Below are 25,985 nucleotides of genomic sequence, written 5' to 3'. Positions count from 1 at the left end.
CTTCGTCCTCAGAAACTCTGGAAATGAATCATGTCTCCCACATCTCGCAGGCGGCCGCGTTACGCGGTCGGCTGCGCCCTCGCTGCGATCGCGGCGACCCTGGCCAGTCCCGTATGGGCTGACCCGGCCCCGACCTATGCCCAACTCCTCGCTCAACTCGGTAATGCGCCTGCGGCCCTTGAGGCGGGCGCCAATTACGACGCAGCGGAAGCCCGTGTCCGTCAGGCGCGGGTGCGTCCCAACCCTGTCCTCGGCTTCGATGTCGAGAACGCCTATGGCTCAGGCCCCTATTCGGGTCTGAATAACGCGGACATGACCCTGGCGATCAGTCAGGATCTCGAGCTGTGGGGACGTCGTTCGACGCGCATCGCCGCCGCTCGCGCCGAGGCCGGCGCAGTGGGCCTTCAGCGAGACCTTGCGGTCATCGACGCCGCAGGCCGCCTGGCCCTGGTCTATGCCGAAGCGGAAGCCGCGCAGAGGCGAGCCACGCTCGCAGAAGAAACCCTCACCCTGACCGTCGCGGATGCCCGCGCGGCCCTGACCCTTGTGGAGGAAGGTCGCGAACCTCTCCTCCGCGGCATTCAGGGCGAAGCCGAGGCTGCCTCGGCCCGCGCGACGCGGGACGAAGCTGTCGCGGAACGCGACGCGGCCTATGCCCGTCTCATGGCTGTCGCCATGATCCCGGTTCCGGTCACCCAGATCGAAGACAGCCTTCTCGATGAGGCGCCGGCGACGATCGGATCCGTGATCGATGATGCGCCGACGGTTCGCGTCGCCGAAGCCCAACGGTCCGCCGCCGAACGCCGCATTGATGTCCAACGGGTCCAGGCCCGCCCCGACATCAACGCCAGCATCGGCATCCGCCGCTTCGAGGCGGAAGATGCGACGGCGCTGACTTTCGGCGTCAGCATGCCGCTGCCGTTGTTCGACCGGAACCGGGGAAACATTGAAGCAGCGCAAGCCGAGTTTCGCGCTGCCGATGCCCGGCTGATGAGTGCGCGGCAGGAAGCCCAGGCGGACCGCGCTGCCGCGGTCGCTCGCCTTTCGGCCTCGGTCAGCCGCGTCAACGCTGCTGACGGCGGCGTCACCGCCGCAGAGGAGGCCTATCGCCTGTCCCGCATCGGCTTTGAGTCCGGCCGCATTTCCCAGGTCGAACTGCGGGTGACCCGCACCGCCCTCGTCAACGCCCGGTCCGCAGCGGTCGACGCGCGTCTCGCGCGCGTCCGAGCCGAGATCGATCTCGCGCGCCTTGATGGCCGCGCCCCCTTCGAAGGAGCCCAGTGATGCGCAAGCGCACATCGAACAAGACCCTGCTGATCGGCGGCGTCGCCGCCCTGGTCATTCTCGGAGGCGGCGGCCTCTGGTTGGCCACCCGGTCCTCCCAACCCGCCGCGCCGGCCGCCGCCGAAGGCGAGGCCGGCCATGCCGAGGAAGAGGGGGGACACGCCGAGGGGGAGGCCGCCGGGGCCGAGACCGAAGGTCGGATTGAACTCACCGCAGCAGAGGTTCAGGCGGCGGGCATCACGGTCGTCGGCGTCGGCGGTGGAGGAGGCGGGGAGACCCGGCTCGCCGGCCGCGTAGAGCCTATGGTCGATTCTCGCGCTGCCGTGGCCGCTGCCGTCGGAGGCCGCGTCGAGCGGGTACTCGTCGCGCCGGGTCAGTCAGTCCGCGCCGGCCAGCCGCTTGTGAGCCTCGTCAGTGGCGAGGCGGCGACCTTCCGCGCCGAAGCCGACGCGGCCGGAGCGTCCGCTGAAGCGGCGCGCCAGGCCTACGAGCGCAATCGTAGTCTGTCGGATCAGGGCATCGTCGCGCGGCAGGAAGTCGAGGCGTCACGCGCCCAATTCCTGAGCGCCGAGGCGGCGACCCGCGCCGCTCGCGCCCGCTCGGCGGCCGCTGGCTCTCCGAACGCTGCAGGCAGGCTCAGCGTGACCAGTCCGATCTCAGGCGTGGTCAGCAGCGTTCAGGTCGGTCCGGGCGGGTTCGTCGCGCAGGGCGGCGTGGTGGCGGAAGTCAGCAATCCTGCTCGTGTCGAGATGGTCTTCAACGCACCGCCTGCCCTTGCGGCCAATGTGCGTGCCGGTGCGCCGATGCGCGTGACCGGGCCGAACGGCGAGTTCGACGCCGTCGTCACCGGCGTCGCCGCCGACGCCGGTCTCAGCGAAAGCGGCGCGACCGTGATCCGGGCCCGACCCTCTGGCGCGTCTCTGCCGCCAGCCGGTTCGGCCGTCACCGGTGCCATCGTGACCGGCGAGGCAACTGGCGGGATGACCGTGCCGACGGAGGCGGTACAGACCGTCGATGGAAACGCCGTCGTCTTCGTCCAGGTCGAGGGCGGCTTCCGGGCCGTGCAAGTGCTTGCAGGCCGTCAGGCTGCAGGCCGCACCGAGATCCTGCGCGGGCTCACCGGATCTGAACGCGTGGCGTCCGCCAACGCCTTCCTGCTCAAGGCCGAAATGGCCAAGGGCGAAGCCGAGCACGGGCACTAGGGGGCGTCATGTTCAAAGCACTTATCGAAGCCTCGGTCCGCTTCCGATGGTTCGTGGTCCTGGCGACGGCGATTGTCGCCGCCTTCGGCCTCTACAACCTGACGCAGCTGCCCATCGACGCCGTGCCGGACATCACCAACCGGCAGGTCCAGATCAACACCATCGCGCCGGCACTCGCGCCCGAGCAGATGGAACGTCAGGTCACCTATCCGCTCGAAACCGCAATGGCGGGTATTCCCGGCATCCAGACCACGCGGTCGCTGAGCCGAAACGGCTTCAGCCAGGTCACGGTCATCTTCTCCGACAACACGGACATCTACTTCGCCCGCCAGCAGGTGGCCGAACGGATGGCCCAGGCGCGCGAACGGTTGCCCGAGGGCGTGGAGCCGGCGCTCGCGCCCATCACCACGGGTCTGGGCGAAGTGCTGATGTGGACGGTCGACTTCAAGCCGTTCAACAGCGCCAACCTCGCCAAACCGGGTGAGCCCGGCTGGCAGGCCGGCGGCGCCTATCTGACGCCCGAAGGTGAACTCCTAACCACGCCCCAAGCCCGCGCAACCTACCTCCGCACGGTTCAGGACTGGATCATCGCCCCGCGCATGCGGACCGCGAAGGGACTGGCCGGCGTTGATGTGAACGGCGGCTATGTGAAGGAGTATGCGGTCCGACCCGACGCCGCGCGTCTGGCGGGTTACGGTCTGAGCCTGAACGATCTCGTCGTCGCGCTGGAACGGGCCAACACCCAGGCTGGCGCTGGCTATGTCCAGCGGTCCGGCGAAGCCTTGACCGTGCGGACCGACGCCTTGGCGCAGACCATCCCGGATCTCGCCCAGGCCCCCGTCGTCAACCGCAACGGACTGGTCGTCCGGGTCGCCGACGTCGCCACCGTCGAGATTGGCCAGGCGCCGCGTCTCGGCGGCGCTAGCCGCGACGGCCACGAGGCCGTGGTTGGTACGGCGCTGATGCTGGCCGGCGGCAACAGCCGGACGGTGGCCCAAGCCGCAGCCGAACGTCTCGAGGAGGTTTCCGCGAGCCTGCCGCCGAGCGTTGTCGCCGAACCGGTCCTGAACCGCAGCTCGCTGGTCAACAAGACCATCTCAACCGTCGCCAAGAACCTGATCGAAGGCGCTCTGCTGGTAATCGTGGTGCTGTTCCTGCTGCTCGGCAACATCCGTGCGGCTTCGATCACCGCCCTGATGATCCCGATCAGCTTCCTGTTCGCGGTCATCGGCATGAACCGCTTTGGCATCAGCGGAAACCTCATGAGCTTGGGCGCGCTGGACTTCGGCCTTCTGGTCGACGGCGCGGTCGTGGTGGTCGAGAATACCCTGCTGATGCTCAGCCAGCGGCGGGCCGAAGCCGGTCGAATGCTGACACGTCGGGAGCGGCTCGAGGTTGCTGGAGCCGCGGCGCGTCAGATGGTCAAACCGGCTGCTTTTGGCCAGCTGATCATCCTCCTGGTCTTCACGCCGCTGCTGATGCTTGAGGGCGTGGAGGGCAAGACCTTCATCCCCATGGGCGCAACGGTGATGCTGGCCCTCGTCGGCGCCTTCATCTTCTCCTTCACCTTCGTGCCGGCGATGACGGCCCTGCTGGTCCGGGATCCGAAGAAGGTCGAGGTCGATGAGCACGGCCACGCCCACGAGCACGAGACCTTCATCCTCCGATACGCGCGGCGCTGGATCGAACCGGCGATCCGCGCCGCCGTCGACCGGCCCAAAGTCGTCCTGGCGTCCGCGCTCGGCGCCCTCGTCATTGGCGGCATCGCCTTCAGTTCTTTGGGGCGGGAGTTCATCCCGACCCTGGATGAAGGCGATATCGCCATGCAGGCGTTGCGCGTGCCGTCCGCCTCGCTGGAACAATCGCTGGCGATGCAGATGGCCCTCGAACGCGTCATCAAGGCCCAGCCCGAGGTGAAGACCATCTTCGCCCGGACGGGAACGGCGGAGGCGGCGGTGGACCCCATGCCGCCGAACATTTCGGACGCGGTCATCGTCCTGAAAGACCGCAAGGACTGGCCCGATCCGAACCTTCCGAAAGAGGAGCTGATCGAACGGTTCGAAGAGCTCGCCGCCGGACAACTCGGCAACAGCTTCGAGTTCAGCCAGCCCATCGAGCTGCGCTTCAACGAGCTGATCTCGGGGGTTCGGACCGACCTCGCCGTGATGGTCTATGGCGACGACTTCACCCAGCTGCAGGCCACTGCGGACCGGGTCGCCGCCGCCCTTCGTGCAACGCCCGGATCGGCCGACGTTCGCGTCGAGCAGGCGTCGGGTCTGCCCACCCTGACCGTCAGCGTGGATCGTTTCGCGGCCGCCAACTACGGCTTGTCGGCCGCCGATGTATCCGAGGCGGTTTCGGCCGCGGTCGGCGGCGCCGAGGCCGGGCAAATCTTCGAAGGCGATCGTCGCTTCAGCGTCGTCGTCCGTCTCGCGGATGATGCACGGAATGATCCGGCGGCCCTTGCGGCTCTGCCGGTAACGACCGCCACAGGCGTGACCGTGCCGCTCTCCTCCGTCGCCCGGATTCAGGTCGCGGAAGGACAGAACCAGATCAGCCGCAATGACGGCAGCCGGCGGATGGTGGTGCAGGCCAACGTTCGCGGGCGCGACCTGGGCGGCTTCGTCACCGAGGCCCAGGCCAAGGTGGAGGCCGACGTCGATCTTCCGACCGGCTACTCCCTGACCTGGGGTGGCCAGTTCGAGAACCTGAAGCGGGCCGAACAGCGTCTGGGGCTGGTCATTCCGATCGTCTTCATCCTGATCGGGGTCTTGCTTTTCATGGCTCTGGGGTCCTTCGCCGAGGCGGGCCTGGTGTTCGCGTGCGTTCCGTTGGCTCTGGTCGGCGGCGCCCTGGCGCTTGTCCTCAGGGGGATGCCGTTCTCGGTTTCCGCAGCGGTCGGCTTCATCGCCGTGTCCGGCGTCGCGACCTTGAACGGTCTCGTGCTGATGCAGGCCATTCGGGAGCGTCTCACGGGCGGAGCGGCGCCGCGTCTTGCCGCCATCGAAGGCGCGACAAGCCGGCTTCGCGCCGTCCTGACGACGGCTCTCGTCGCCATCGTCGGGTTCATCCCGATGGCATTCGCTCACGGCGCCGGCGCCGAAGTGCAGAAGCCGCTGGCCACCGTGGTCATCGGAGGCCTGCTCACGGCCACCGCGCTGACGCTCCTTGTCCTTCCGACCTTCGCGGCCAAGGCCGTGAAACACCGGAAGGCGGAAGGGATCGAGGAATGAGCGGGGCCCACGAAACAGAGCAGGTCCAGCGCCGCACCCTCCTGGTGGTGCTGTTCCTGAACGCTCTGCTGTTCGTGGGCCTGGGAGTCGGCGGCATCGCCGCCGACTCCAGCGCTCTGCTCGCGAACGCCGTCGACAACGGCTCGGACGCGGCCGTTTATCTGATCAGCTTTCTGGCGGTCGGACGCGCCCTGATCTGGAAGACGCGGGCGGCTCAGGTGTCCGGCGTCATGCTTCTGATCTTCTCGGTTCTCGTTCTGCTCGACGCCCTGCGTCGGACGGTCACCGGAACCGAGCCAGTCGGACCGACCATGATGGTGCTCGCCGTCGTGGCGGCGGTCATCAATCTGATCTGCCTGCTGTTGATCCGTCGACAGCAGAGCAGCGACGTCAACATGAAGGCGGCCGAGACATTCAGCCTGAACGATTTCGCCTCGAACGGCGGCATCCTCGTCGCAGGCGGCCTGGTGATGTGGTTGGACCAGTCGTGGCCCGACCTGCTGGTGGGGGTGCTGGTCGCCGCCATAGCCGCCAAGGGCGGCTTCGACATTCTACGCGATGCGCGCCTTGCGCGACGCGACGCGGAGAGCTCGGTGACATGAGCCCGCCGTTGATCGACATCGCCTCCGTCCAGCGCTGGCGCAAACTCTTCATCGCCGCCGGGTTGTTCGCCCTGCTGGCCTGGACCGCTCTCGTGAAGGCCCAGCCACAGCTCGAGCATCCCGTCGAACATCTCGGGCTGATCGCCATCATGGTTTGCGTCCTGGGGCGCGCATGGTGCTCGCTCTACATCGGCGGCCGAAAGAAGCAGGAGATCGTCACCAGCGGGCCCTATTCGCTGTGTCGAAACCCGCTCTATGTCTTCAGCTTCATCGGCGCATTCGGGATCGGCGCACAGACGGGCAGCCTGACCGTCGGCGCCACCTTCACCGTCGCCTGCTGGATCGTGTTCCGCATCGTGGCGAGCCGAGAGGAAAACTTCCTGGCGTCGGCCTTCGGCGACACCTACCGCAGCTACGTCGTGCGCACCCCCCGCTTCGTTCCGAACCTGCGCCTCTGGCGTGATGAGGCGGAACTGTCCGTCCGGCCGGCCTTCTTCCTCCGGACTGTCCGCGACGGCCTTGTCTTCCTTCTGGCGTTGCCCGTGTTCGAGGGACTGGAGCACCTCCAGAACCTCGGCTGGCTCGACGCTCTCATCGCCTTGCCGTGAGGAGATCGAGATGAACCGCAAGCGACTGGTCATCCTCCTGAGTGCGGCTCTGGCGATCGCCGCCTTCATCGCTGGAGCCGCCGCTCAGCGCGCCGGGATGTTCGTGCCCGACCGCTCGACCCTTACCCGTGATGTCTCCTGAGGAGCCCGATCATGCCCAAGACCCTCCGCCTCAACATTCCCGTCCTCCTGCCTCATGCGCCCGATGTGCAGGACGGCTGCGTTGGACGGCTGATCGCGCTGTTGCGGGCCGAACCCGGCGTCTCCGAGGCGCATGTCGCCGAAGGCGAGGGAGGCCCAGAGCTTTGCATCCACTACGATCCCGACCAACTGTCGCTGGCTCAGGTCCGTCGCCGTGCGCGTCAGGCCGGAGCCGAGGTCAGTGAGCGTTTCGGGCATCTCGTCGGGCTTGTGGAGGGTGTCCGCCACGCCCGCCACGCCCGCACGCTCGCGGCCGCGCTCGGCGAAGAAGCCGGCGTGATCGAGGCAGTGCTGGATCCGGCTGGCGCTCTGCGCCTTGAGTTCGACCGGCAGATCACGAACCGTGAAACGCTTGTCGAGCGCCTTGCGAGCCACGGCCTCGCGCTAGTGCGGGCGACGGAGGGCGCCGCTTCAACCGCTACGAAGACCCTTGAAGAGCAGCCGAAAGCGCCATCCGATCACGAGGCCAGTCATACGCCCGATGACGGTCACGACCATGGTCACTCCGATGGCGATGGCCATGACCACGGTCATTCCGAAGGCGACGGGCACGACCATGGTCATCCCGGCTTCCTCGGACCCAACACAGAGCTCATCTTCGCGGTCGGCAGCGGTGTCGCGCTCACGGTTGGCTGGCTGATCGAGAAATTCATTCCGGGCGTGCCGGGATGGCTGCCATTCGGCCTTTTCCTGATCGCCTATGCCTTGGGCGGCTGGTTCACGGTCGGCGAGGCTGTCGGGAACCTGCGGCGCAAGCGTTTCGAGATCGACACCCTGATGCTGGTGGCCGCAGCCGGCGCCGCGGCGCTCGGAGCCTGGGCGGAAGGGGCGCTGCTGCTGTTCCTGTTTAGCCTCGGGCACGCTCTCGAGCACTTCGCGATGGGCCGCGCCAAGAAGGCGATCGAGGCTCTCGCCGCCTTGGCCCCGCGCACCGCTCATGTGCGGCGAGGAGAGGCCGTCGTCGAACTTCCGGTCGAAGAGCTGGAAGTCGGCGACCTGGTCGTCGTTCGGCCCAACGAGCGACTCCCGGCCGACGGCTTCGTCGTGAAGGGAACATCCAGTGTGAACCAGGCTCCCGTGACAGGGGAGAGCATTCCGGTGGACAAGCAGCCTGTCGCGAACCCCGAGGAGGCCCGCGCCAAGCCGGCAAATGTCTCGGCGGCATCGGTGGTCTTCGCCGGCACCATTAACGGCGGCGGCGCCATCGAGATCGAAACGACGCGTCGATCCAACGACACCACCTTGGCCAAGGTCGTTCGGATGGTGAGCGAGGCCGAGACCCAAAAGTCGCCGACCCAGCGCTTCACCGATCGCTTCGAGCGCGTCTTCGTGCCCCTCGTGCTCGGTCTGGCCTTCGTCCTCCTGTTCGCATGGGTCGTCGTCGACGAGCCGTTCCGCGACAGCTTCTATCGGGCGATGGCTGTGCTGGTGGCCGCCAGTCCGTGCGCTCTCGCGATCGCCACGCCGAGCGCGGTGTTGTCCGGGGTCGCCCGGGCGGCGCGCGCCGGTGTTCTCGTCAAGGGTGGCGCCCCTCTCGAAAACCTGGGAGCGCTCGACGCCATCGCGTTTGACAAGACCGGGACGCTGACGGAGGGGCGGCCGCGGGTAACCGACATCGTTCCGTTCGGCCAGACGACCGAGAGCGAGCTCTTGGAGATTGCTGTCGCGGTCGAACGGCTCAGCGATCACCCCTTGGCGGAAGCGATCGTCCGCGACGGAAGCCAGCGGTTGGTCGCCGCCCCCGTTCGAACCGCAACGGATTTGCGCAGCCTGACCGGCAAGGGTGTCACTGCACGCCTGGACGACCAGGATGTTTGGATCGGCAAACCGGAGATGTTCGGTTCGGACGCCATCGCTCCGCTCGCGCCGGACACCGAGATCGCCGTCGCGGCCCTTCGAAACCAGGGACGGACGCTCATGGTGGTTCGCCGCGGGACAAAGGATCTCGGGGTCATCGGCCTTCTCGACACGCCTCGGGCCAAGGCGCGCGAGACCCTTACCGCGCTCCGCGCGCTCGGCATTCGCCGCATGATCATGATCTCAGGCGACCACCAGAAGGCGGCCCAGGCGGTGGCCGGTCAGGTCGGGCTGACCGAGGCGTGGGGCGACCTGATGCCGGAGGACAAGGTCGACGCCATCAAGAAACTTCGGGCGGAGACCAAGGTCGCCATGGTCGGCGATGGCGTCAACGATGCTCCGGCGATGGCCACCGCGACGGTCGGCGTCGCGATGGGTGCGGCGGGATCGGACGTCGCCCTGGAGACCGCCGACGTCGCCTTGATGGCGGATGATTTGTCGAAGTTGCCCTTCACCGTGGGTCTTAGCCGTCAAACCCGCCGCATCATCCGCCAGAACCTGTTCGTCAGCCTCGGGGTCGTGGCGTTCCTCGTCCCGGCGACGATCCTCGGTCTCGGCATCGGACCTGCCGTCGCCCTCCACGAGGGTTCCACCCTGCTGGTCGTCTTCAACGCGCTTCGCCTTCTGGCATGGCGCGGTCCGCGCGGCGTCGAATGACCCGCCTTCAGGAAAGCAAAGGATAGTCCAATGAAACGTCTCGGCTGGGTTGGCGTCATCGCCGCCTTTCTCCTGATCTCGGTCTTCGGCTTCGGGATGCTCTCGCGGCAGGGTCGCCCGGCGCCGGAGCCGACGGCAGTCGATGCACGCCCGATCGACCAGCATGCCGGGCACGGCGATGCTGCCTCGGATAATCCCGCCACCCGATCCTACAAGGAGGCGAACGAGCGGATGCACGCCGCTATGAACATCGACTACAGCGGCGACGCCGATGTCGACTTCGTGCGCGGGATGATCGCCCACCACGAGGGGGCGGTCGCCATGGCAAGGATTGCGCTCGACCAAGGTTCGGACCCCGAGGTCAAGGGCCTCGCGGAGGAGATCATTCGCACCCAGGAAGCCGAAATCGTCCGCATGCGGGTGTGGCTGGCCAACCGCGCGGCTCGCCCGGCGGACGCGCAGGGCTGAAGCCATGGGGGGCAAGCGATCCCCGATCCGGAGCAAGGCTCCTCGATGGCGTCCAGGGCGCTACAAGGGGCGCGGCCGGTCCAAGCTATACGGGAGGCCAGAGCCGTTCCGGCCGGTGCAGGACACACTGATCGCGGTTGGCGCGAGCCTCGTCGCCGGCGCGATCGTCTTCTGTCTCGCCGTACCGCTGGCGGCGACCTACTGCATCCCTGTGTTCGTGTCCTTCGGCGTTCTCATGTCGCTCCTAGCGATCATGACCTATCGTCTCGGGCGGAAGGGGCAGGCTGGTCGGGTCATGACCGCCGCCATGGCGGCTGTATGCCTATTGGGGTTCGGCCTTCTTGTTCTGACGCGAGATCAGTTGCAGTTCGCTCCGCGTCATCACGATCACCCCACAGCGGCCGGGCAGGCACGGCCTTGATGATTGCATCGGAGCACGCACGACCGCAGCCCGTCAGGATTTCGCGGGGTGGTTGGCTCGATATCCTGCGCTTTGTCGCCGGCGCGCTGATCATTCTTTACCACTTCCGCGAAGCGGCCCCGACGCCTCTGGGTCAGTTCCACCCGGTGTTCGACCGGGGCTATCTCCTGACAAATTTCTTCATCATCGACTCCGGGTACGTCCTTGCCCGGATCTACGGCGACGGCTTCGCGGCCCGCGCAATCCCGCTACACGCCTATGTCCGCCAGCGCCTTCTTCGCGTCGCGCCCTCTCATCTGGTGGTCGTCGGCGCGCTGGCGCTGTTGATCGCCCTCGCCGGGCTTTTCGGGATCGCCCCGAGCAATCCGCAGTGGTTCGATTGGGGTCAGCTGCCGGCGCAGGTCTTTCTGGTTCAGGCCTACGGCGTTCCAGGCGGGCTGGGGTGGAACGCGCCGACCTGGACGCTATCCGCCCTTCTCGGCTGCTACCTTCTACTTCCCTGGATATGCCGCCTGCTCTGGCGGCTCGATCCTTGGACCGTGGTGATCGGCGCCGGCTTGTTGATGATTGCCGCAGACTGGGCGTGCCGGACATGGCTCGGCGAGCCCCTCTACCGCCTGCCTCTGAGGTTCGGATTCATTCGAGCGCTTCCGCTGTTCCTCCTTGGGGTCGCCGCCGCTCTTTTTGGATCACGCATCTATTCGACGCCGGTATGGGCCGGCCGCATCGGTCTGCTCGCTTTGGTAGGTCTCGTCGCGACGCAGGTGATCGGCCACTTCGCTCTGGTTACGGTGGTCCTGCTGACTGTTCTGATCTGGGCGGCCGGCGCCTTGCCAACCGTGCGACCGTCGAGGCTGATTGAACACCTCGGCCTGATGTCGTTCGCCATGTTCCTCACCAACGAGGTGAGCCGTATTGTCTGGTTTGGGGTCTTTGACGCATTGGGCCACTCCAACTGGCCCCTGGGTCTACGCTGGGGTGTCTGGTCCGCTGGCCTGGTCACCGCCTTCTTGGCTGCGGCGGTCTTCCGCTACGGGTTTGACCGCCCTGCACAGGCATGGCTCAATCCGTCGCGGCGTCCCGTGATCATTCCGGGCGCGAGCAGTGACCGACCGATCGCGTGACCACGCTCAGGTCGCCTCTGACGGGAGGCCGGAAATGCTGAAATACGTCGACGTCTCCGCCCTGCGAAGCCTGATGCAGGGACTGACCTTCGATGTTGAGAACTGCGCTGGTGTTCTGGATCACGCACTGGTGGGACTCAATGCGCGCAACGGCTTCCCTGACCGGATGTGCGATTGGGTACGGGCAGGCGGGCTCGCCGCCGGTCCCGGTCCGTTCGTCAGTCAGAAACGCACGATCATCCGGCTCACCGAAACCCTGAACCAGGCGGGACAATCGACCTATATGGCGTTAGTTCTCTCCGCCCGGGAGGCCGAAAGCGCGCCGCTGGTCTCGCTGGTCATGCATTCGCCCACGCTTGACGTTCCTATGGTGGTCCAGCTTCCGCTGCGGGCGGTGCTCAAGGGCAGCCCGTCGCTTGAAGGGGCCTACACCGTCTACCTGCATACCCTCCTGACCGATCGCGGCGAGGCCTGGCTCTACTACGGGATCACACGTCGGGGCTGGAGCCTGCGTTTCCACGAACACACCCGAGCCGCCGTAGCGCGCAAATCGAAGCGTTTGCTGGCCAGGACGCTCGATGAGCTGATCGATGCTCGCGTTGCGGAACTCTCGGGTCGCCCGGACGAGCGCCCGCGGCTGGCCGGCATCGTGACCTCGCTTTGCAGCACCGGACTGACGGAGGAAGCCGCGTTGGAAACCGAGGAATATCTGGTCGCCAAATACAGTCTGGCCAGTCTGCATCCCTATGGTCTGAACATGATTCCGGGCGGTCGCGCCGGCATCGGGCTCGCGCGCCGGGAATCCACGCCTTCGTCCTGAAATCCGGCTCCCGTTTTCAGAGAGCCGTGTTAACTGAAGGTAGTATTGGCAACACGTGACGAGACGAATGGACAAGGGCGCGCATTTCCATCGCAGCGATTTTCAGGTGCATACGCCGCGCGATCTGCGGTGGACCGGCCCGAACGCGACAACCGAGGATGAGCGGAACGCCTATGCCCGCGACCTGGTAACGGCGTGCCGGACGCGTGGCCTTCAGGCCATCGCCGTGACCGACCACCATTGCATGACCTTTGTGCCCTATATCCAGGCGGCGGCGCTTGAGGAGACCGCGCCGGACGGCGATCCTCTGGCGCCCGCCGACCGTCTCGTGGTGTTTCCGGGGATGGAGCTGACCCTGGGGGTGCCCTGTCAGGCGATCCTGATCCTCGATGCCGATTTTCCCGCCGAGTTCTTCGGCCAGATTTTAACGGCGTTGACGATCGACCAGGCGCCGCCGGAAGAGGCGAAGACCCACATGGTCAGCCAACTCACCCACATCCAGAGCATGAAGCAGCTCAAGGACGAGCTGGACAAACACAGCTGGCTCCGCGGTCGATACACGGTGCTGCCCAATGTCTCCGGCGAGGGTCAGCATTCGCTCTTGCGCGCCGGTCAACACGCCAAATATGCCGAGATGCCCTGGGTTGGCGGCTACACCGACGGCGAGATGTCGAAGCTGAAGGCTGGCACGCTCAATATCCTGTCTGGCAAGGACAAGGCGTGGGGACACAAGCGGATCGCGGTGATTCAGACCTCGGATACGAGACGATCAGATCACCAGACGCTAGGGCTTCCCTCCACCTGGATCAAATGGGCCACCCCGACGGCTGAAGCCCTGCGTCAGGCCTGCCTTGCCCAGGAATCGCGCATCTCGCTGGACGCGCCCCGCGTCCCCGATACGTATGTTGCGACCGTCTCGGTGACCAACTCGGCTTTCCTCGGCCCGATCGACCTGGCGCTGAACCGGCAGTACAGCGCCCTGATCGGAGGGCGCGGCACCGGCAAGTCCACGGTGCTTGAGTACATCCGCTGGGCGCTGTGCGATCAGCCGCCGCCCGGCGACGAGGATGAGACCCCGAACTACCAGGGGCGCCGGCGTCGATTGATCGATGCGACCCTGAAGGCGCATGGCGCCAGCGTCGAGGTCACCTATGTCCTCAATGGCGTATCCCATGTCGTCCGACGATCGGCGCTGGATGGCGCGGTTCAGTTGAAGATCGACAGCGGAGCCTTCGCCCCCTGCACAGAGGATGAGGTGCGGGCGCTGCTGCCGATCCAGGCCTATAGCCAGAAACAGCTTAGCGACGTCAGCGTGCGGGTCGAGGAACTGACCCGGTTTATCACCGCGCCGATCAAGGCCGAGCTGGATCGGCTGGCGCGTCTGGCCGCCGACAAGGCGATCCATGTCCGGGAGCTCTACGCGACCCGCCAGCGGTATCGGGACCTGTCCCGGCAGGTCGCCAGTCGGGATGTGGAGCGGCGATCGCTCGCGATCCAGGCCGAGGCGGTCCGGAGCTCTCTGGCGGGGCTGAGCGATGCAGACCGCGCCATCCTTGCTGACGAGCAACCGTACAAGTCCGCCGGCAGGGTGATCGAGAGCTGGCGGGCGGGCGCCGGAACGCTCGCGGAACGAGCGTCCGACCTGCGCCGCATCGCTGCGACACAGAAGTCCAGCCTGGAGCCCGCGCCGGAGACACCCGCCGCGCAGAAGGACGCCCTGGCGGCGGCGCGGGCGGACTACGCGCGCATGCTGGACGATGCCGTGACGGCGCTCGACGGGCTTGCCCGGGCAGCCTCCGCCATTCGCACCGGTGAAGGCGCCGATTCTGCATGGAACGTCTGGGATAATGCGCAAGCGGGATTTCAGGCCCGCTATGCAGAGGCGCTGGGCCGCTCGTCGTCGCACGGCGAAAAGGTCGCCCAACTGGCGTCGCTGGAAAGTCGACTGAGCGATCTGGACGCCGACGCGACGCGAATGCGCGAAACGGTCGCCACGCTCGGCACGGCTGAGGAACGCTACGCCGAGGCGCGGGAGGCCTGGCTGGCCGCCCAGGCGGAGCGGGACGGGTTGATTGATCGGGAATGTGCGGCTTTGACCGACCGCGCCGGCGGCCTTATCCGGGTCCACGTCAGTCGATATGCCAATGCGGACGACTTCGTATCGTCGCTGCGCCAGATGTTGTCCGGATCCCGCGTTCAGGGAGGGAAGATCGAGGCCTTGGGCGCGGCGATCACCGGCGCCGAGGACAAGGAAGCGGCATGGAGCGGCGCGCTCGCCGAACTCGAGCGGTTGGCGGACTACCGTTCAGAGCAGGTCCAGGGCGATGCGCGCCCTGCGGCGCCGCTGTTGACCCGGTTCGGCCTGACGGCCAACGACCTCGACCGGATCGCCGACACGCTGCAGCCGGAGTCCTGGCTCAACCTGTCCCTGACGCCGATCGTTTCCGTTCCGATCTACGAGTTCCGCGCCAGGCAGGACGAATACATCCCCTTCCGCAACGCCTCGGCGGGCCAGCAGGCGACGGCGTTGCTGAAAACCTTGCTAAATCAGGCGGGGCCGCCCTTGCTGATCGACCAGCCGGAGGAGGATCTGGACAACCCGGTCATGCTCGAGGTGGTCAACCAGCTCTGGACCGCCAAGCAGATCCGACAGGTCGTGTTCGCCAGCCATAATGCCAATCTCGTCGTCAACGGCGATGCCGAACTGGTGACCTGGTTCGATCACAGGACGACAGGAGATCAGTCAAGAGGCACAATACAGGGCGTCGGCGCGATCGATGTCGAGGATGCCCGCGCGGCCATCAAGCGGATCATGGAAGGCGGGGAGGCGGCCTTCACCTTGAGGCGCGAGAAGTACGGATTCTAGGCGTCTCAGACGGAGGCGGCGCCGTTGAGGTCGCTGAGCAGGGAGTAATACGCTGGCGGCCCGTCGCTGCGGGCGTCCGAACAACTGGACAGGATCGACTGCAGCGTCCGCTCGCCTCCAGTTCCGCCTTGCGGGCCTGAACGGTGTCCAGACGCGTGCGTGCGAGCGTTCGGGCCGCCAGGCAGTTCGAGTCCGCGGCGTCCATCACCGAAATCAGCGCGCGCAGGTCCGGTACGGAAAAGCTCAGGTCGCGGCATCGGCGAATGAACGGGAGCCGGCTGAGCTCCTGCGGAGGCTGCAGCCTTACACAAATGCTTACACAGTCAGCTGGATTGTGGTAGATTCTTAAGAAGTATCAGTGGTTTGATGCTGGCGTGTGTGACTTGAAGTCGCATTCCAAGCCGCTGCTTCTAAGCATGCTGGAGCAGATGGGTGACGCCGATATCCGCGCCGCCAGCTTCAGGAAAACAGACCTCGTTCCCTGGGTCGAGGAGAAGGCGGCGGAGAAGGGCTGGGCGCCTACGAGCCTGTCCTGGACGGCTCCGCCCGAGCCGGAAGTCTCCGAGGCGATGGAAGCCGAAGGTTCCGGTGAGGACGCGGACTTGCCAACTCCGTCCGGGCAGGACGACGGCGCCGGCGCCTTCGAGGTGACGCCCGCGGGCCGCGCGGCGCTGACAGACGCGGCCTAGCGCGGCGGTCGTTGAGAAAGCCCGCCCCGGCTCCTCGCCGGGGCGGGCTTTCCGCGTGAGGCCCCGCCCGGCGAAAGGCGGAGGAAGGGCGGTCGAGAACGCGCCTGGAGGACTGGAGGGATGAGCCCGCCGCTCCGCGCGATCGGACCTTTCGTCATGCCGGCATCTCCACGCTCCGCCACTCCGTCCTCAACCTCCCTGTCTCTGTTCGACGCGCCCGCCGCCGGCGACCGGGCCGCGAATGTCCTCGCTGTCGCCCGCGCCCTGTCCACGCATCTCGCGCGATCGCGACCCCTGGACCGCAAGCTGGTCTCCAACGTCATGACCACCGGCTTCGGCGGCTCGGACGCGGAGGGCGTCTGGTCCTGGCGGGACGCCTATGAGGCGATCGAGGCGGCGACGGTGTTGCAGCTTCGCCGGCTTGCACCGCAGGTGGGCCGGCTCGAGGACGCCCCCGCCGAGATCGCCGCCCTGCTGGCGAGCGTGAGCGGCCTGGGTCTGACCCACAGCCGCCGCAGCGAGGAGCAGGTCGCGCTGGACCAGTTCTCCACCCCGCCGGAGCTGGCCGCGCTCGCCGTTCTTTCTGCTCAGGTGCGGCCCGGCGACCGGGTGCTGGAGCCGTCGGCCGGCACTGGTCTGATCGCTGTAGTCGCGGAAGCCTGCGGCGGCGAACTGACCCTCAATGAGATCGGCGCCGGTCGGGCCGATCTGCTCGATGGCCTGTTCCCGACGGCGACGCGGTCCCGTCACGACGGCCGTCACGTTCAGGATGTTCTGCCGGACGCCGGGCGCTTCGATGTCGCGGTCTGCAATCCGCCCTTCTCCGAACTTGAAGCTCACCTGGTCGCCGCCTTCGCCGCCCTTGCCGACGGCGGACGCATGGCCGCCATCGTGCCGTTGACCGCCCTGGGCGACGACGCCCTGCTGGCGCGGCTGGGGTCGAAAGGCCGGATCCGCGCCCGGATCGCCTTTCCGTCACGCGCCTTCGCCAGACATGGCACGACCGTCGATACCGGCCTCCTCGTCGTCGACAGGACGGAGCCGGACGGACCCCCGCCGCCGCTGACGGGCGGCGAGGACCTCGCCGCTTGCGCCGCGCTGGCGGCCGCCGTGACGGGGCGCGCGGGCGTCAAACCGCGCGCCCGGCTGGAGGTGGCGGCGAGCGCCTTCCTGACCAGCCGCAACCGCTCGCTGGCGTTGCCGTCCGGCCGGCTGGGATTTCTGACCGGGGCGGCGCCGGTCGCCTACCAGTGTCGGCCCTGGGCGGGCGAGGGCCGGGATGTCGGTCTCTATCAGGCCCATCAGCTGGCCCGGATCGGTCTGTCGGAGGCCCGGCCGCATCCTTCGCCACTGGTGGAATCCGGGCCGATGGCGTCCGTCTTCCCGCCGGCTCCGACCTATCGGCCGGTCCTGCCGCCCGCTGTGCGGGACGAGGGACGGATCTCCGACGCCCAGACCGAAACCGTGATCTACGCCGGCGAGGCCCATGCCGGGATGTTGCCGGCCTGGTGGCGGCCGGGCGAGGCCGCGCACCAACTCTCCTTGTCGGGCGAGGACGTCGAGGGCGGTTTTCAGCTGCGTCGGGGTTTCTTCCTCGGCGACGGGACCGGTTGCGGCAAGGGCCGGGAGATCGCCGCCGTCATCGCCGACAACATGGCCCAGGGACGGGTCAAGGCGTTGTGGCTGTCCAAGAACGACGCCCTGTTGGAGGACGCGCGTCGTGACTGGGGCGCGATCGGCGGCGGCGCCCATGACATCCTGCCCCTGAGCAGCTGGAAGCTCGGCGAAGGCATCCGGCTGGACCGGGGCATCCTGTTCACCACCTACGCGACCTTGCGCCAGCCGGCCCGAGGCGAGAAGGCTTCGCGACTGGATCAGATCGTCGCCTGGCTGGGCGAGGACTTCGACGGCGTCATCGCCTTCGACGAGGCCCACGCCATGGCCAACGCGGCCGGCGGCGGAAAGGGCGCGCGGGGAGCCAGGAAGGCCTCCCTTCAGGGGATGGCGGGTCTGGCCCTGCAGAACCGCTTGCCGAAGGCGCGCGTGCTCTATGTCTCGGCGACCGGCGCCACGACGGCGGAGAATCTCGCCTACGCCTCGCGGCTCGGGCTGTGGGGCGGACCGGAGGCGCCGTTCGTCACCCGCGATGACTTCCTCGATGCCATGGACAAGGGCGGAGTCGCCGCCATGGAGCTTGTGGCGCGCGAGCTCAAGGCGCTCGGCCTCTATGTCGCGCGGTCCCTGTCGTTCGAGGGCGTCGAGTATGAGCCGCTCTTCCACGCCCTGACCGAGGACGACATCCGCATCTGGGACGCCTGGGCCGACGCCTTCCAGCTGATCCACGCCAACCTGGCCGAGGCGCTCAAGGCGACAGGCGTCAACGACGAGGAGGGCAGGGCGAAGAGCGGCCTCGCGGCGTCCGCGGTCCATTCCGCCTTCGAGGGCGCCAAGCTCCGCTTCTTCGGCCATCTGCTGGCGGGGCTGAAGGCGCCGACCCTGGCCGCCTCGATCCGCACCGATCTCGCTGAAGGCCGGTCGGCCGTCGTTCAGATCGTCTCGACGAACGAGGCCGTGATGGAACGCCGCCTGGCTTCCATCCCGCCGGAGGAGTGGAACAACCTCTCCGTCGACCTGACCCCGCGCGAATACGTCCTCAATTATCTGCGCGAGGCCTTCCCGGTGAATCTGATGGAGGCCGTCGAGGGCGAGGACGGCGCCGTCACCCTGGTTCCGATCATGATCGACGGACGACCGGCCGTCAGCCAGGAGGCGCTGCGGCGGCGCGAAGACCTGATTGAGCGGATGGCCCTGCTGCCCGCTGTCCCCGGCGTGCTGGACGCCCTGCTGGAGACCTTCGGCGCGGACGCGGTCGCCGAGATCACCGGCCGATCGCGCCGGGTGGTTCTGCGCGACGGTCGGCGGGTGGTCGAGCGGCGCGGCGCCTCGGCGGCGCGGTCGGAGACCGACGCCTTCATGTCCGGCCGCAAGCGCATCCTGATCTTCTCGGACGCGGGCGGCACCGGACGCAGCTATCACGCCGACCTGTCGTCGCCCAACAAGCAGAGGCGCAGCCATTATCTGGTCGAGCCCGGCTGGCGCGCGGATACGGCCATACAGGGACTCGGGCGGAGCCACAGGACCCATCAGGCCTGCCCGCCGCTGTTCCGGCCCGTGACCACCGACATCCACGGCGAGAAGCGCTTCACCTCGACCATCGCGCGCCGGCTGGACTCCCTGGGCGCGCTGACGCGCGGAGAGCGCCGTACGGCGGGCGCGGGCCTTTTCCGCGCCGAGGACAATCTCGAGAGCCCCTGGGCGCGACGCGCCTTGCTGGTCTTCTACGGCGCGCTCGGCTTCGGCGAACTGTCGTCCATGAGCCTGGAGGATTTCGAGACCAGGACCGGCCTCAGACTGCGCGACGCCGACGGGGCCCTCAAGCCCTCGGACGACCTGCCGCCGATCCACACCTTCCTGAATCGATTGCTGGCCCTGCGCATCGCCGATCAGAACGCCCTGTTCGCGGACTACGACCGCATTCTCGGCGGGATCCTCGAACGCGCCGCCGCGTCGGGCGAGCTGGACCGGGGCCTCGAAGACATCGAGGCGGAGGAGCTGGAGGTGATCGAGGCCGAGACCATCCGGACCGATGTCTCGACCGGCGCGGAAACGGCGCTGGTGACCTTCTCGCTCAAGGTCCGGCGCGAAATCGTCACCTCGCAGGCCGCCTTGGAAGGCGCGCGCGATGCTGCGTTTCGCCTGGTGGTCAACGAGCGATCGAGACGCGCCGCCCTCGCCGAGCTGGGCCTGACGACGACGACGGATGACGACCGGCTCGTGTCGGCCGTGCGCCTGTTGCGTCCGGACCAGCGCCAGGTGATGCCGGAGAAGGCGTTCGAGGAGTCGGCCTGGATGGAGACGGACGAGGGCGGCTGGCGCGCGATCTGGGACGAGGAGGTCGCGCGGACGGATCCCTGGCGGACGCGCCAGCTGACCCTGGCCACGGGCCTGCTGTTGCCGATCTGGGGACGGTTGCCGGCCAGGGGGTGTTCGGTGCGCCGCGTGCGCGCCCCGGACGGACGGCGATGGCTCGGCCGGGTTCTCGACCCGGTCCAGGCCGCCAGTCTGAAGACCGCGCTCGGCCTGACCGAGGTCGGCGACGCCTGGGCCGACGGCGGGCGAACCGCCGCCATGGTGCTCGACCGCAATGTCCAGCTCGCCCTTTCGGGCGGGTTCTGGCTCAAGCGTTCCAGGGTGATGGACAGGTGGCGGCTGGAGATCGTCGGCGGGCGAACGGACCGCGACGCCCTGGTGGCCCTCGGGTGTTTCGTCGAGATCATCGCCTATGCGCCGCGGGTCTTCGCGCCGGTCGACCGTCCGGACGTGGTGGAGGCGGTGCTGCGCCGACACCCGGTGCAGTCGGTCCTCGACGGCGTGGCGGCCTGAACGGGCGCGGACGGGCGAAGGCCCGTCCGCCAGGAAGGATCGGAGGAAGGGAGGTCTCGGGTTGAGGCGGGATCGGGGAGATCGGCTCCCCGTCAGCCTCGGATATCAAGGAGACTGACATGCAGACCATGGTGTTCACGGGTCGCCTCGCGGCCGACCCCCAGATCAGCGAGGACTTCGGCAAGGCGGTTTTCCGCCTGCTCGAGCAGCGCGGAACCGACAACGCCGGCAAGCCCCGGCTGGTCGGCGTCAACTGCGTCAGCTGGTCCAGGGGGCTGAACGAGAAGGTCATCGCCCGGGGGCTCGCCCAGGGCTGCGAAGCCCTTGTCGTCGGCGCCTTCATCGACACCGCCTACGCCGCCAGGGACGGCCAGGAGCGCACCGCCAAGGAGCTGGTGGTGAACCGCCTGACCGTCCTCGACTGGGCCGAGGACCGCCAGAGCGACGCGGCCGACGACCGCGCCGCCGTCTGATCCCCACAACTCGAAATCCAAGGAGACTGAATTATGCAGACCCTGACCATCGAAGGCTATCTGGCCGCCGACCCCTCGATTCTGTCGGCCCAGGGCTCGGGCAAGAAGCGCGCGAGCTTTCGCGTCCTGGAGACCACCCGCTTCCGCCGCGCCAACGGCGAGCCGGGCGAGCGCACGACCGGGTTCAACTGCATCTGCTTCAACGAGGGCACGGCCGAGAACTACATCGAGCCCTATGCGAAGAAGGGCAGTCGGGTCGTCATCCAGGGCCATGTCGAGAACGACACCTGGACCGGCAAGGACGGGGTCGAACATTACGACCTGCGCCTCATCGTCGGCGACATCCGGCTGAAGAACCGGAGGGAGCGGGCGAATGCGCCGTCCGGCGTGGCCGAGGGCGTCGATGCCGCCGGCGGCTACGACCTGAACGACGACATCCCGTTCTGACCGGACGAGGACGGGCAGAGGCGATCAAGGCCCGGGGCGCTTCGCGCTCCGGGCCTTTTCGCGTCGGGCCGCGCGGAAGGATGGAGGAAGGGCGGAGGCGGGCGGGCCGATGGGGCTCGTTGAGGAGGAACCTCCCATGACCGTCTGGACCGAAGATCGCATCACGCGCCTCAAGAGCCTCTGGCGCGACGGCCGCAGCGCCGAGTCCATCTCACGCGATCTGGGCGCCGGCATCAGCCGCAGCGCCGTGCTCGGCAAGGTGCATCGCCTGGGGCTCTCCGCGCTGCGGCCGGAGCCGGCGGTGGGGGAGAACCGTCCCCGCCCGGCCGCATCAGAGAGAGCCCGGCCGATGGGCGGCGCTCGCTCGGAGGTCCCTCACGCGTCGACCGTTTCGACGACCGTCGGACGCCGCACCGTCCTGACGGTGCGGCGTAGAGAATGCCGCTGGCCGCTCGGCGATCCCCTACAGCCTGGCTTCAGCCTCTGCGGTTGTCCCGTCAGCCGCGGCGCCTTCTGCAGCGATCACGCGGCCATCGCCTATCGGGGCGCGCCTCAGACGTTCGAGCAGTTGGCCCGCCTGGCCGGCGTCTGACAATCCCGGTCGCGGCGATCGGCGCCAAGGCGCTGAGCGGCCGCCGCGTCGCCGGGTGGGCGCGGCCGACCCGGTCGGCCGCAGGCGAAGGACTGCGCCGTGTCCTCGTCCGCATCGGCGCGACGGCGCCGAGTTGTGTCCTCGCCCAAGTGGGCGAGGACTTGCCCCCACACAACGCCCTCCGATTTTGTCACGCCACCCCGGAAGTCAACGGCTGCGCCGTTCCCCTCCGCGGCCCGCGAAGGGCGGTCCGCTCCGGTGACTGCCGGGGACCCCGCCGTGGCCAAAACCGGGGTCGTTGCGCTTGGGGCGCTCGACATTCTTCATCTCAAGGAATGAACCCATGACCCTCCACAGCACCGCCTTCTTCGCTTCGTCGAAGTCCGACTCCGCCTTCGACGACCTGTCCGCCTCGCTCCGCGATCCACGCCCGCATCCGACCGAGGACGCCCTGGTCCAGCTCGGGCGCGCGCTCATGACCGAGCTGGTGGACGTGATCTCCGACACCGCGCTGGAGGACTTCCAGACCATTCTCGGCGAGGCGCTCATCGGCGCCTTCCATTCGGCGGCCGGACGGATCGAGCGCGACGCCGATCGCGCCCGCGATACGATGCGCTCGCTGCAGCGGGACTTCGACGGATCGGAGGCGGCCGATGTCGAACTCCAGGAGGCGACGGCGACGGCCCGGGCCGGGGATGCGGCGACGCAGGCCGCCGAGCTTATCCGGGACGCGGCCTCGGACACCTGGACGATCGCGACCGGCGAGGTCTGGACGGCGTGGCGCGGCAGCCGGCGGGGCACCTTCCTGACAGCCGCCCAGCTGGAAGCCAAACAGGCGATCCGGGCGGTCCGCAACCGCCGGGCCGGCGAGCAGGATCCGGGTGGTCCGATCGTCGCCTTCAGGGGCGCTCCGACGGCCGACACCCAGGAGGACGCGGGCCGGATCTTCGACGCGCTCAACTGGGCGAAGCAGGAGTGGCCGGACATGGCCCTGGCGACGACCGGGGCGAAGGGGTCCGAGAAGCTGGCGATCAGATGGGCGCAGCAGAAGGGCGTGAAGCTCATCCTCGCCCGCGCGGATTTTGATGCGCACGGGAAGGCTGCTCCCTTCCGGGCGAACGACCAGCTGATCGCGCTCGAACCAGAAATCTGCCTGACCCTGGTCCAGTCGGTCGACCGGGCGCGGGGAGAGCAGCGACCGTTCGGTCCGGCGCTCAACCTCGGCCAGAAGGCGATGGAGAACGGGATGCGGCATATGCCCATCAAGGCGCGCGCAGCCTGATTGTTCGAGATTGAAATCAACGACCCGCTCGGCTTCGGCCGGGCGGGTTCTTTTCTGGAGACTGTGATGACCCCCGACTTCGAAGACGACCTTGACGAACAGGACGATCCTGAATGGGTGGCTGAGCAACGAGAGTTGGCTGGGATGCTGTCCGATGCGGACCTCTGGTTCGACGACTGCATCCGCAGATCGGATCCCTGCGACCCTGCCTTCTGGGCCGACGAACCGGACGGCCCTGACGCCTGAGCCACGGACCCGCTCGGCTTCGGCCGGGCGGGTTCTTGTTTGTCACCCGGTCTGCGACTGCCACCTTTCGAGCCTGTACGCTTTACGGCCGTTTCTCAGCCGCCGTTGTTGCTGAGGTTTGCGGACCTTTGCGCAGGAGTGACGACCATGTCTGAAAATCCGTCCAAAGCGGCTTAGGGCAAGATAAAAGGGCGTGTTGGCCGGGTCTCGTTTCCCTTATATTTTCAGCCTCTTGGGAGCCGTCATCTTCGGACCGGATGACTTGTAATGAGTTGTCGGCCGTCGGCATGTGGGCGACCGGATTGGAGCGATCGTCATGCTCATTCACGAGGCCATGGAGACCCGGTTGTCGACGGGTGGCGACGAGGAGCTACAGGAGGTCAATGTCCGGCTTCCCCTGCGCCTGAAGGTCGAGCGCGACCCCGTCCGCACTGGGATGATGAAGCGTCTGGCCAGCTCCCGAATGTTCGCACTCGGAGATCGAACGGGGGTGCTGCGCGCAGCCCAGAACCGTTCGGGGCGCGCCTTTCGCCTAGATGTCCGTCAGCGGGTTATCGTCAAGGCCATGGTCTCCCGTCACACGGGCAAGGGCGCCGACCGGGCGGCGGCCCTCGCCGCGCATGTCGCCTACCTGGGACGCGCCGGCGCCGGGATCGAGGGAAACAAGCCGGTCTTCTTCGACCGCGAAGGAGAGGGCGCGGAGGTGACCGCCGGCACGAAGGCGTGGAGCGAGGACCGGCACCATTTTCGCTTCATTGTCTCGCCCGAGCACGGAGACCGGATAATTGATCTGAAATCCTATGTGCGCGATGTCATGGGGCGGGTGTCCGCCGATCTCGGCGAACCCGGACTGACTTGGAACGCGACCTGCCATTACGACACCGACCAGCCGCACGCCCATGTTCTGTTGCGCGGGCGACGGGCGGACGGGCGCGATCTGGTCATTCCGCGCGACTACATGGGCTACGGGTTCCGAGCGCGGGCCCAGGAGGTCGCGCAGGAACGGCTGGGCGATCTCTCCCGGGTGGAGGCCGAGAAGCGGATCTGGCGAGAGACCACGGCGGATCGGTTCACCGGCTTCGACCGGCGACTGCTGGGAGCAATGGGCCCCGATGGTCTGGTCGATGACGGCGTCGGGGGGACCGACGCCTGGACAGCGCTCACGCGCGGTAGGCTGCGCCATCTCGAGGGGCTTGGGCTCGCCGTTCGGGCGGGGCGGCGCTACCGGCTTGACGGGGAGATGGAAACGAAACTTCGGACGTTGCAGGTGCGGAAGGATGTCATTCGGATCTTGAACCAGAGGCGTCTCGAGGGAGTCAGGGACGTGCGCCCGTTAGGAAAGCAGCGGGTGCGAGGTGTGGTGGTGAAGACTGGGTCTCACGACGAGGCGGGCACGGCGCCGTTCGTTGTGGTGAGGGACGCAGACGGAGTCGAACATTATGCGCGGATCAGGGCCGGAGAGGCCGCCAGGACCGGGAACAGAGTCGCGCTGGAGCCGATGGTTGGCGGCTTGGCTCGGATCACGTCGGGGCGGGGCGCCGAACTCGGTCGATGACCCGTTTCACTCCATTGGGCCAGCCACCATCATTCGGCCGATGGCAGATCGTGGGACTCATGGGTTCAAGCGGTAAGCAAGTTAAAGACCCCACATTAGCGGTGGAACAGCCCTCCGATAAACTTTCCCAGTCGGCGCATGGGGGTGAAGACAGATGATCGAACGTGATCATGCGCGGTCATTTCATCCGTAGCGATCGGCCAGGTGGTGTGACTTATGGGCGCCTCCCCAATGATCTGGAGATTTGCTGCATTGGCCCGGGCATCGGCGTTCGCCGGAATGGCGATGCCGTGGGTGCGGGTCACCCAGGAGTAGTCCGATGTCCAGGTTTGCTCCGATCGCCAGGACCAGCGCTCAAAAGCCTCGTCGACGGCGGCCGCTGCCGTTTCGACTGACCAGCCGTTGACCCGCATCAACTGATCGAGCGCGGCCTGTTCGCGGCCTTTCATGACCGTCTTTCCCCAATGACGCACCTCGTGGCAGGTGGGGCAGAGGCCGATCACGCCCATCAGGGTGTGGGTCAGACCCTCGTCGTCATAGGCAAAGCCTTCATCGGCCTCGACCGGCCATCGCGGCCCGCGACCGCCGCAAGCGCGACAGCGTCTGCCAGATTCTTCATAGGCATGACGTCGAACCCGATCCCACTCCTCGGTCGATAATATCGCCCTCAGATTCTTGCCCCAAAGCGGGCTGGGTATGAGCCAGGGTCTAAGGGCCGGACCTTCGAGGTCCGGACGGTACATCCGGGGCACAAAGGGTTTGAGACGGGAGTAGGCGTCCGTCCTGAGCAGCGAAGAATCGCAGGCCCAGTACCGCTCCTGGACCTGCCAGACCGCGCCGGCCGCCTTCGCCTCGACCCGACGGGCAAAAGGGACGCAAAGCGGAACTGCTGTCACGGCCCGATCGGCCTTCCCT

Annotated in this window: 22 protein-coding genes; 20 read left to right on the top strand and 2 right to left on the bottom strand. The window is 67.5% G+C overall.

What is annotated here, in order from left to right; all coding sequences use genetic code 11:
- The first annotated feature begins 30 nt into the window (after nucleotides 1–30).
- From BSP_RS11765 to BSP_RS11715, 12 genes are all read left to right on the top strand, one after another.
- Nucleotides 31–1,284, top strand: coding sequence for a TolC family protein (locus BSP_RS11765; protein WP_152950457.1), 1,254 nt, complete (start codon nucleotides 31–33; stop codon nucleotides 1,282–1,284).
- The gene (locus tag BSP_RS11760; protein WP_152950456.1) at nucleotides 1,284–2,486 is read left to right on the top strand and encodes an efflux RND transporter periplasmic adaptor subunit; all 1,203 of its coding nucleotides are present in this window, start codon (nucleotides 1,284–1,286) and stop codon (nucleotides 2,484–2,486) included. Before BSP_RS11765 ends, BSP_RS11760 begins: the two co-directional genes overlap by 1 nt.
- A gap of 8 nt (nucleotides 2,487–2,494) precedes the next feature.
- Complete coding sequence (locus tag BSP_RS11755) at nucleotides 2,495–5,719, top strand: efflux RND transporter permease subunit (protein WP_152950455.1); 3,225 nt, start codon at nucleotides 2,495–2,497, stop codon at nucleotides 5,717–5,719.
- A complete protein-coding gene (locus BSP_RS11750) occupies nucleotides 5,716–6,321 on the top strand; it encodes a cation transporter (RefSeq protein WP_152950454.1) in 606 nt (201 codons plus the stop codon). The genes BSP_RS11755 and BSP_RS11750 overlap by 4 nt, the downstream gene beginning before the upstream one ends.
- Before the next feature lie 8 nt (nucleotides 6,322–6,329).
- Nucleotides 6,330–6,929: an isoprenylcysteine carboxylmethyltransferase family protein gene (locus BSP_RS11745; RefSeq protein ID WP_227975946.1), complete on the top strand. Its 600-nt coding sequence runs from the start codon at nucleotides 6,330–6,332 to the stop codon at nucleotides 6,927–6,929.
- 10 nt (nucleotides 6,930–6,939) lie between these two features.
- A complete protein-coding gene (locus BSP_RS16490; protein WP_255478914.1) occupies nucleotides 6,940–7,071 on the top strand; it encodes a hypothetical protein in 132 nt (43 codons plus the stop codon).
- Between the two features lie 11 nt (nucleotides 7,072–7,082).
- Nucleotides 7,083–9,644, top strand: coding sequence for a heavy metal translocating P-type ATPase (locus BSP_RS11740; RefSeq protein ID WP_152950452.1), 2,562 nt, complete (start codon nucleotides 7,083–7,085; stop codon nucleotides 9,642–9,644).
- A 30-nt stretch (nucleotides 9,645–9,674) separates the two neighbouring features.
- Nucleotides 9,675–10,112, top strand: coding sequence for a DUF305 domain-containing protein (locus BSP_RS11735; protein WP_152950451.1), 438 nt, complete (start codon nucleotides 9,675–9,677; stop codon nucleotides 10,110–10,112).
- 115 nt (nucleotides 10,113–10,227) lie between these two features.
- Nucleotides 10,228–10,533 (top strand): hypothetical protein, encoded by a 306-nt coding sequence (locus BSP_RS11730; RefSeq protein WP_152950450.1) that lies wholly within the window; start codon nucleotides 10,228–10,230, stop codon nucleotides 10,531–10,533.
- Complete coding sequence (locus BSP_RS11725) at nucleotides 10,533–11,657, top strand: acyltransferase (protein ID WP_152950449.1); 1,125 nt, start codon at nucleotides 10,533–10,535, stop codon at nucleotides 11,655–11,657. Before BSP_RS11730 ends, BSP_RS11725 begins: the two co-directional genes overlap by 1 nt.
- Nucleotides 11,658–11,691: 34 nt before the next feature.
- A complete protein-coding gene (locus tag BSP_RS11720) occupies nucleotides 11,692–12,477 on the top strand; it encodes a hypothetical protein (RefSeq protein WP_152950448.1) in 786 nt (261 codons plus the stop codon).
- Nucleotides 12,478–12,544: 67 nt separating this feature from the next.
- On the top strand, nucleotides 12,545–15,343 hold the full coding sequence (locus tag BSP_RS11715) for a TrlF family AAA-like ATPase (protein ID WP_152950447.1): 2,799 nt from the start codon (nucleotides 12,545–12,547) through the stop codon (nucleotides 15,341–15,343).
- Here the strand turns inward: BSP_RS11715 and BSP_RS16645 are convergent.
- Nucleotides 15,312–15,644: a MerR family DNA-binding protein gene (locus tag BSP_RS16645; RefSeq protein ID WP_227976112.1), complete on the bottom strand. Its 333-nt coding sequence runs from the start codon at nucleotides 15,642–15,644 to the stop codon at nucleotides 15,312–15,314. The genes BSP_RS11715 and BSP_RS16645 overlap by 32 nt on opposite strands.
- Before the next feature lie 82 nt (nucleotides 15,645–15,726).
- Between BSP_RS16645 and BSP_RS11705 the strand changes: the two genes are divergently transcribed.
- From BSP_RS11705 to BSP_RS11670, 8 genes are all read left to right on the top strand, one after another.
- Nucleotides 15,727–16,032: a hypothetical protein gene (locus BSP_RS11705; RefSeq protein WP_152950446.1), complete on the top strand. Its 306-nt coding sequence runs from the start codon at nucleotides 15,727–15,729 to the stop codon at nucleotides 16,030–16,032.
- A gap of 156 nt (nucleotides 16,033–16,188) precedes the next feature.
- Entirely contained in the window at nucleotides 16,189–20,475 is a 4,287-nt protein-coding gene (locus BSP_RS11700; protein ID WP_152950445.1) for a bifunctional class I SAM-dependent methyltransferase/DEAD/DEAH box helicase, read from the top strand.
- A gap of 119 nt (nucleotides 20,476–20,594) precedes the next feature.
- Nucleotides 20,595–20,948: a hypothetical protein gene (locus BSP_RS11695; RefSeq protein ID WP_152950444.1), complete on the top strand. Its 354-nt coding sequence runs from the start codon at nucleotides 20,595–20,597 to the stop codon at nucleotides 20,946–20,948.
- 33 nt (nucleotides 20,949–20,981) lie between these two features.
- Complete coding sequence (locus tag BSP_RS11690; protein WP_152950443.1) at nucleotides 20,982–21,395, top strand: single-stranded DNA-binding protein; 414 nt, start codon at nucleotides 20,982–20,984, stop codon at nucleotides 21,393–21,395.
- A 136-nt stretch (nucleotides 21,396–21,531) separates the two neighbouring features.
- Nucleotides 21,532–21,987 carry a GcrA family cell cycle regulator gene (locus tag BSP_RS11685; protein WP_194166964.1) on the top strand — a complete coding sequence of 152 codons (456 nt, stop codon included), beginning with the start codon at nucleotides 21,532–21,534 and terminating at the stop codon, nucleotides 21,985–21,987.
- A 343-nt stretch (nucleotides 21,988–22,330) separates the two neighbouring features.
- Complete coding sequence (locus BSP_RS11680; RefSeq protein WP_152950441.1) at nucleotides 22,331–23,269, top strand: DUF2493 domain-containing protein; 939 nt, start codon at nucleotides 22,331–22,333, stop codon at nucleotides 23,267–23,269.
- A gap of 66 nt (nucleotides 23,270–23,335) precedes the next feature.
- Nucleotides 23,336–23,515, top strand: coding sequence for a hypothetical protein (locus tag BSP_RS11675; RefSeq protein WP_227975945.1), 180 nt, complete (start codon nucleotides 23,336–23,338; stop codon nucleotides 23,513–23,515).
- A gap of 316 nt (nucleotides 23,516–23,831) precedes the next feature.
- Nucleotides 23,832–25,070 (top strand): DUF3363 domain-containing protein, encoded by a 1,239-nt coding sequence (locus BSP_RS11670; protein WP_152950439.1) that lies wholly within the window; start codon nucleotides 23,832–23,834, stop codon nucleotides 25,068–25,070.
- 95 nt (nucleotides 25,071–25,165) lie between these two features.
- Here BSP_RS11670 and BSP_RS11665 read toward each other — a convergent pair whose 3' ends face one another.
- Nucleotides 25,166–25,966 carry a hypothetical protein gene (locus tag BSP_RS11665; protein ID WP_152950438.1) on the bottom strand — a complete coding sequence of 267 codons (801 nt, stop codon included), beginning with the start codon at nucleotides 25,964–25,966 and terminating at the stop codon, nucleotides 25,166–25,168.
- Nucleotides 25,967–25,985: the final 19 nt, after the last annotated feature.

Origin of the sequence: Brevundimonas sp. Bb-A, assembly GCF_009394735.1 — a bacterium.
In the GTDB taxonomy this organism is placed as follows: domain Bacteria; phylum Pseudomonadota; class Alphaproteobacteria; order Caulobacterales; family Caulobacteraceae; genus Brevundimonas; species Brevundimonas aurantiaca.
This window is presented reverse-complemented; position numbering and strand designations above follow the sequence as displayed.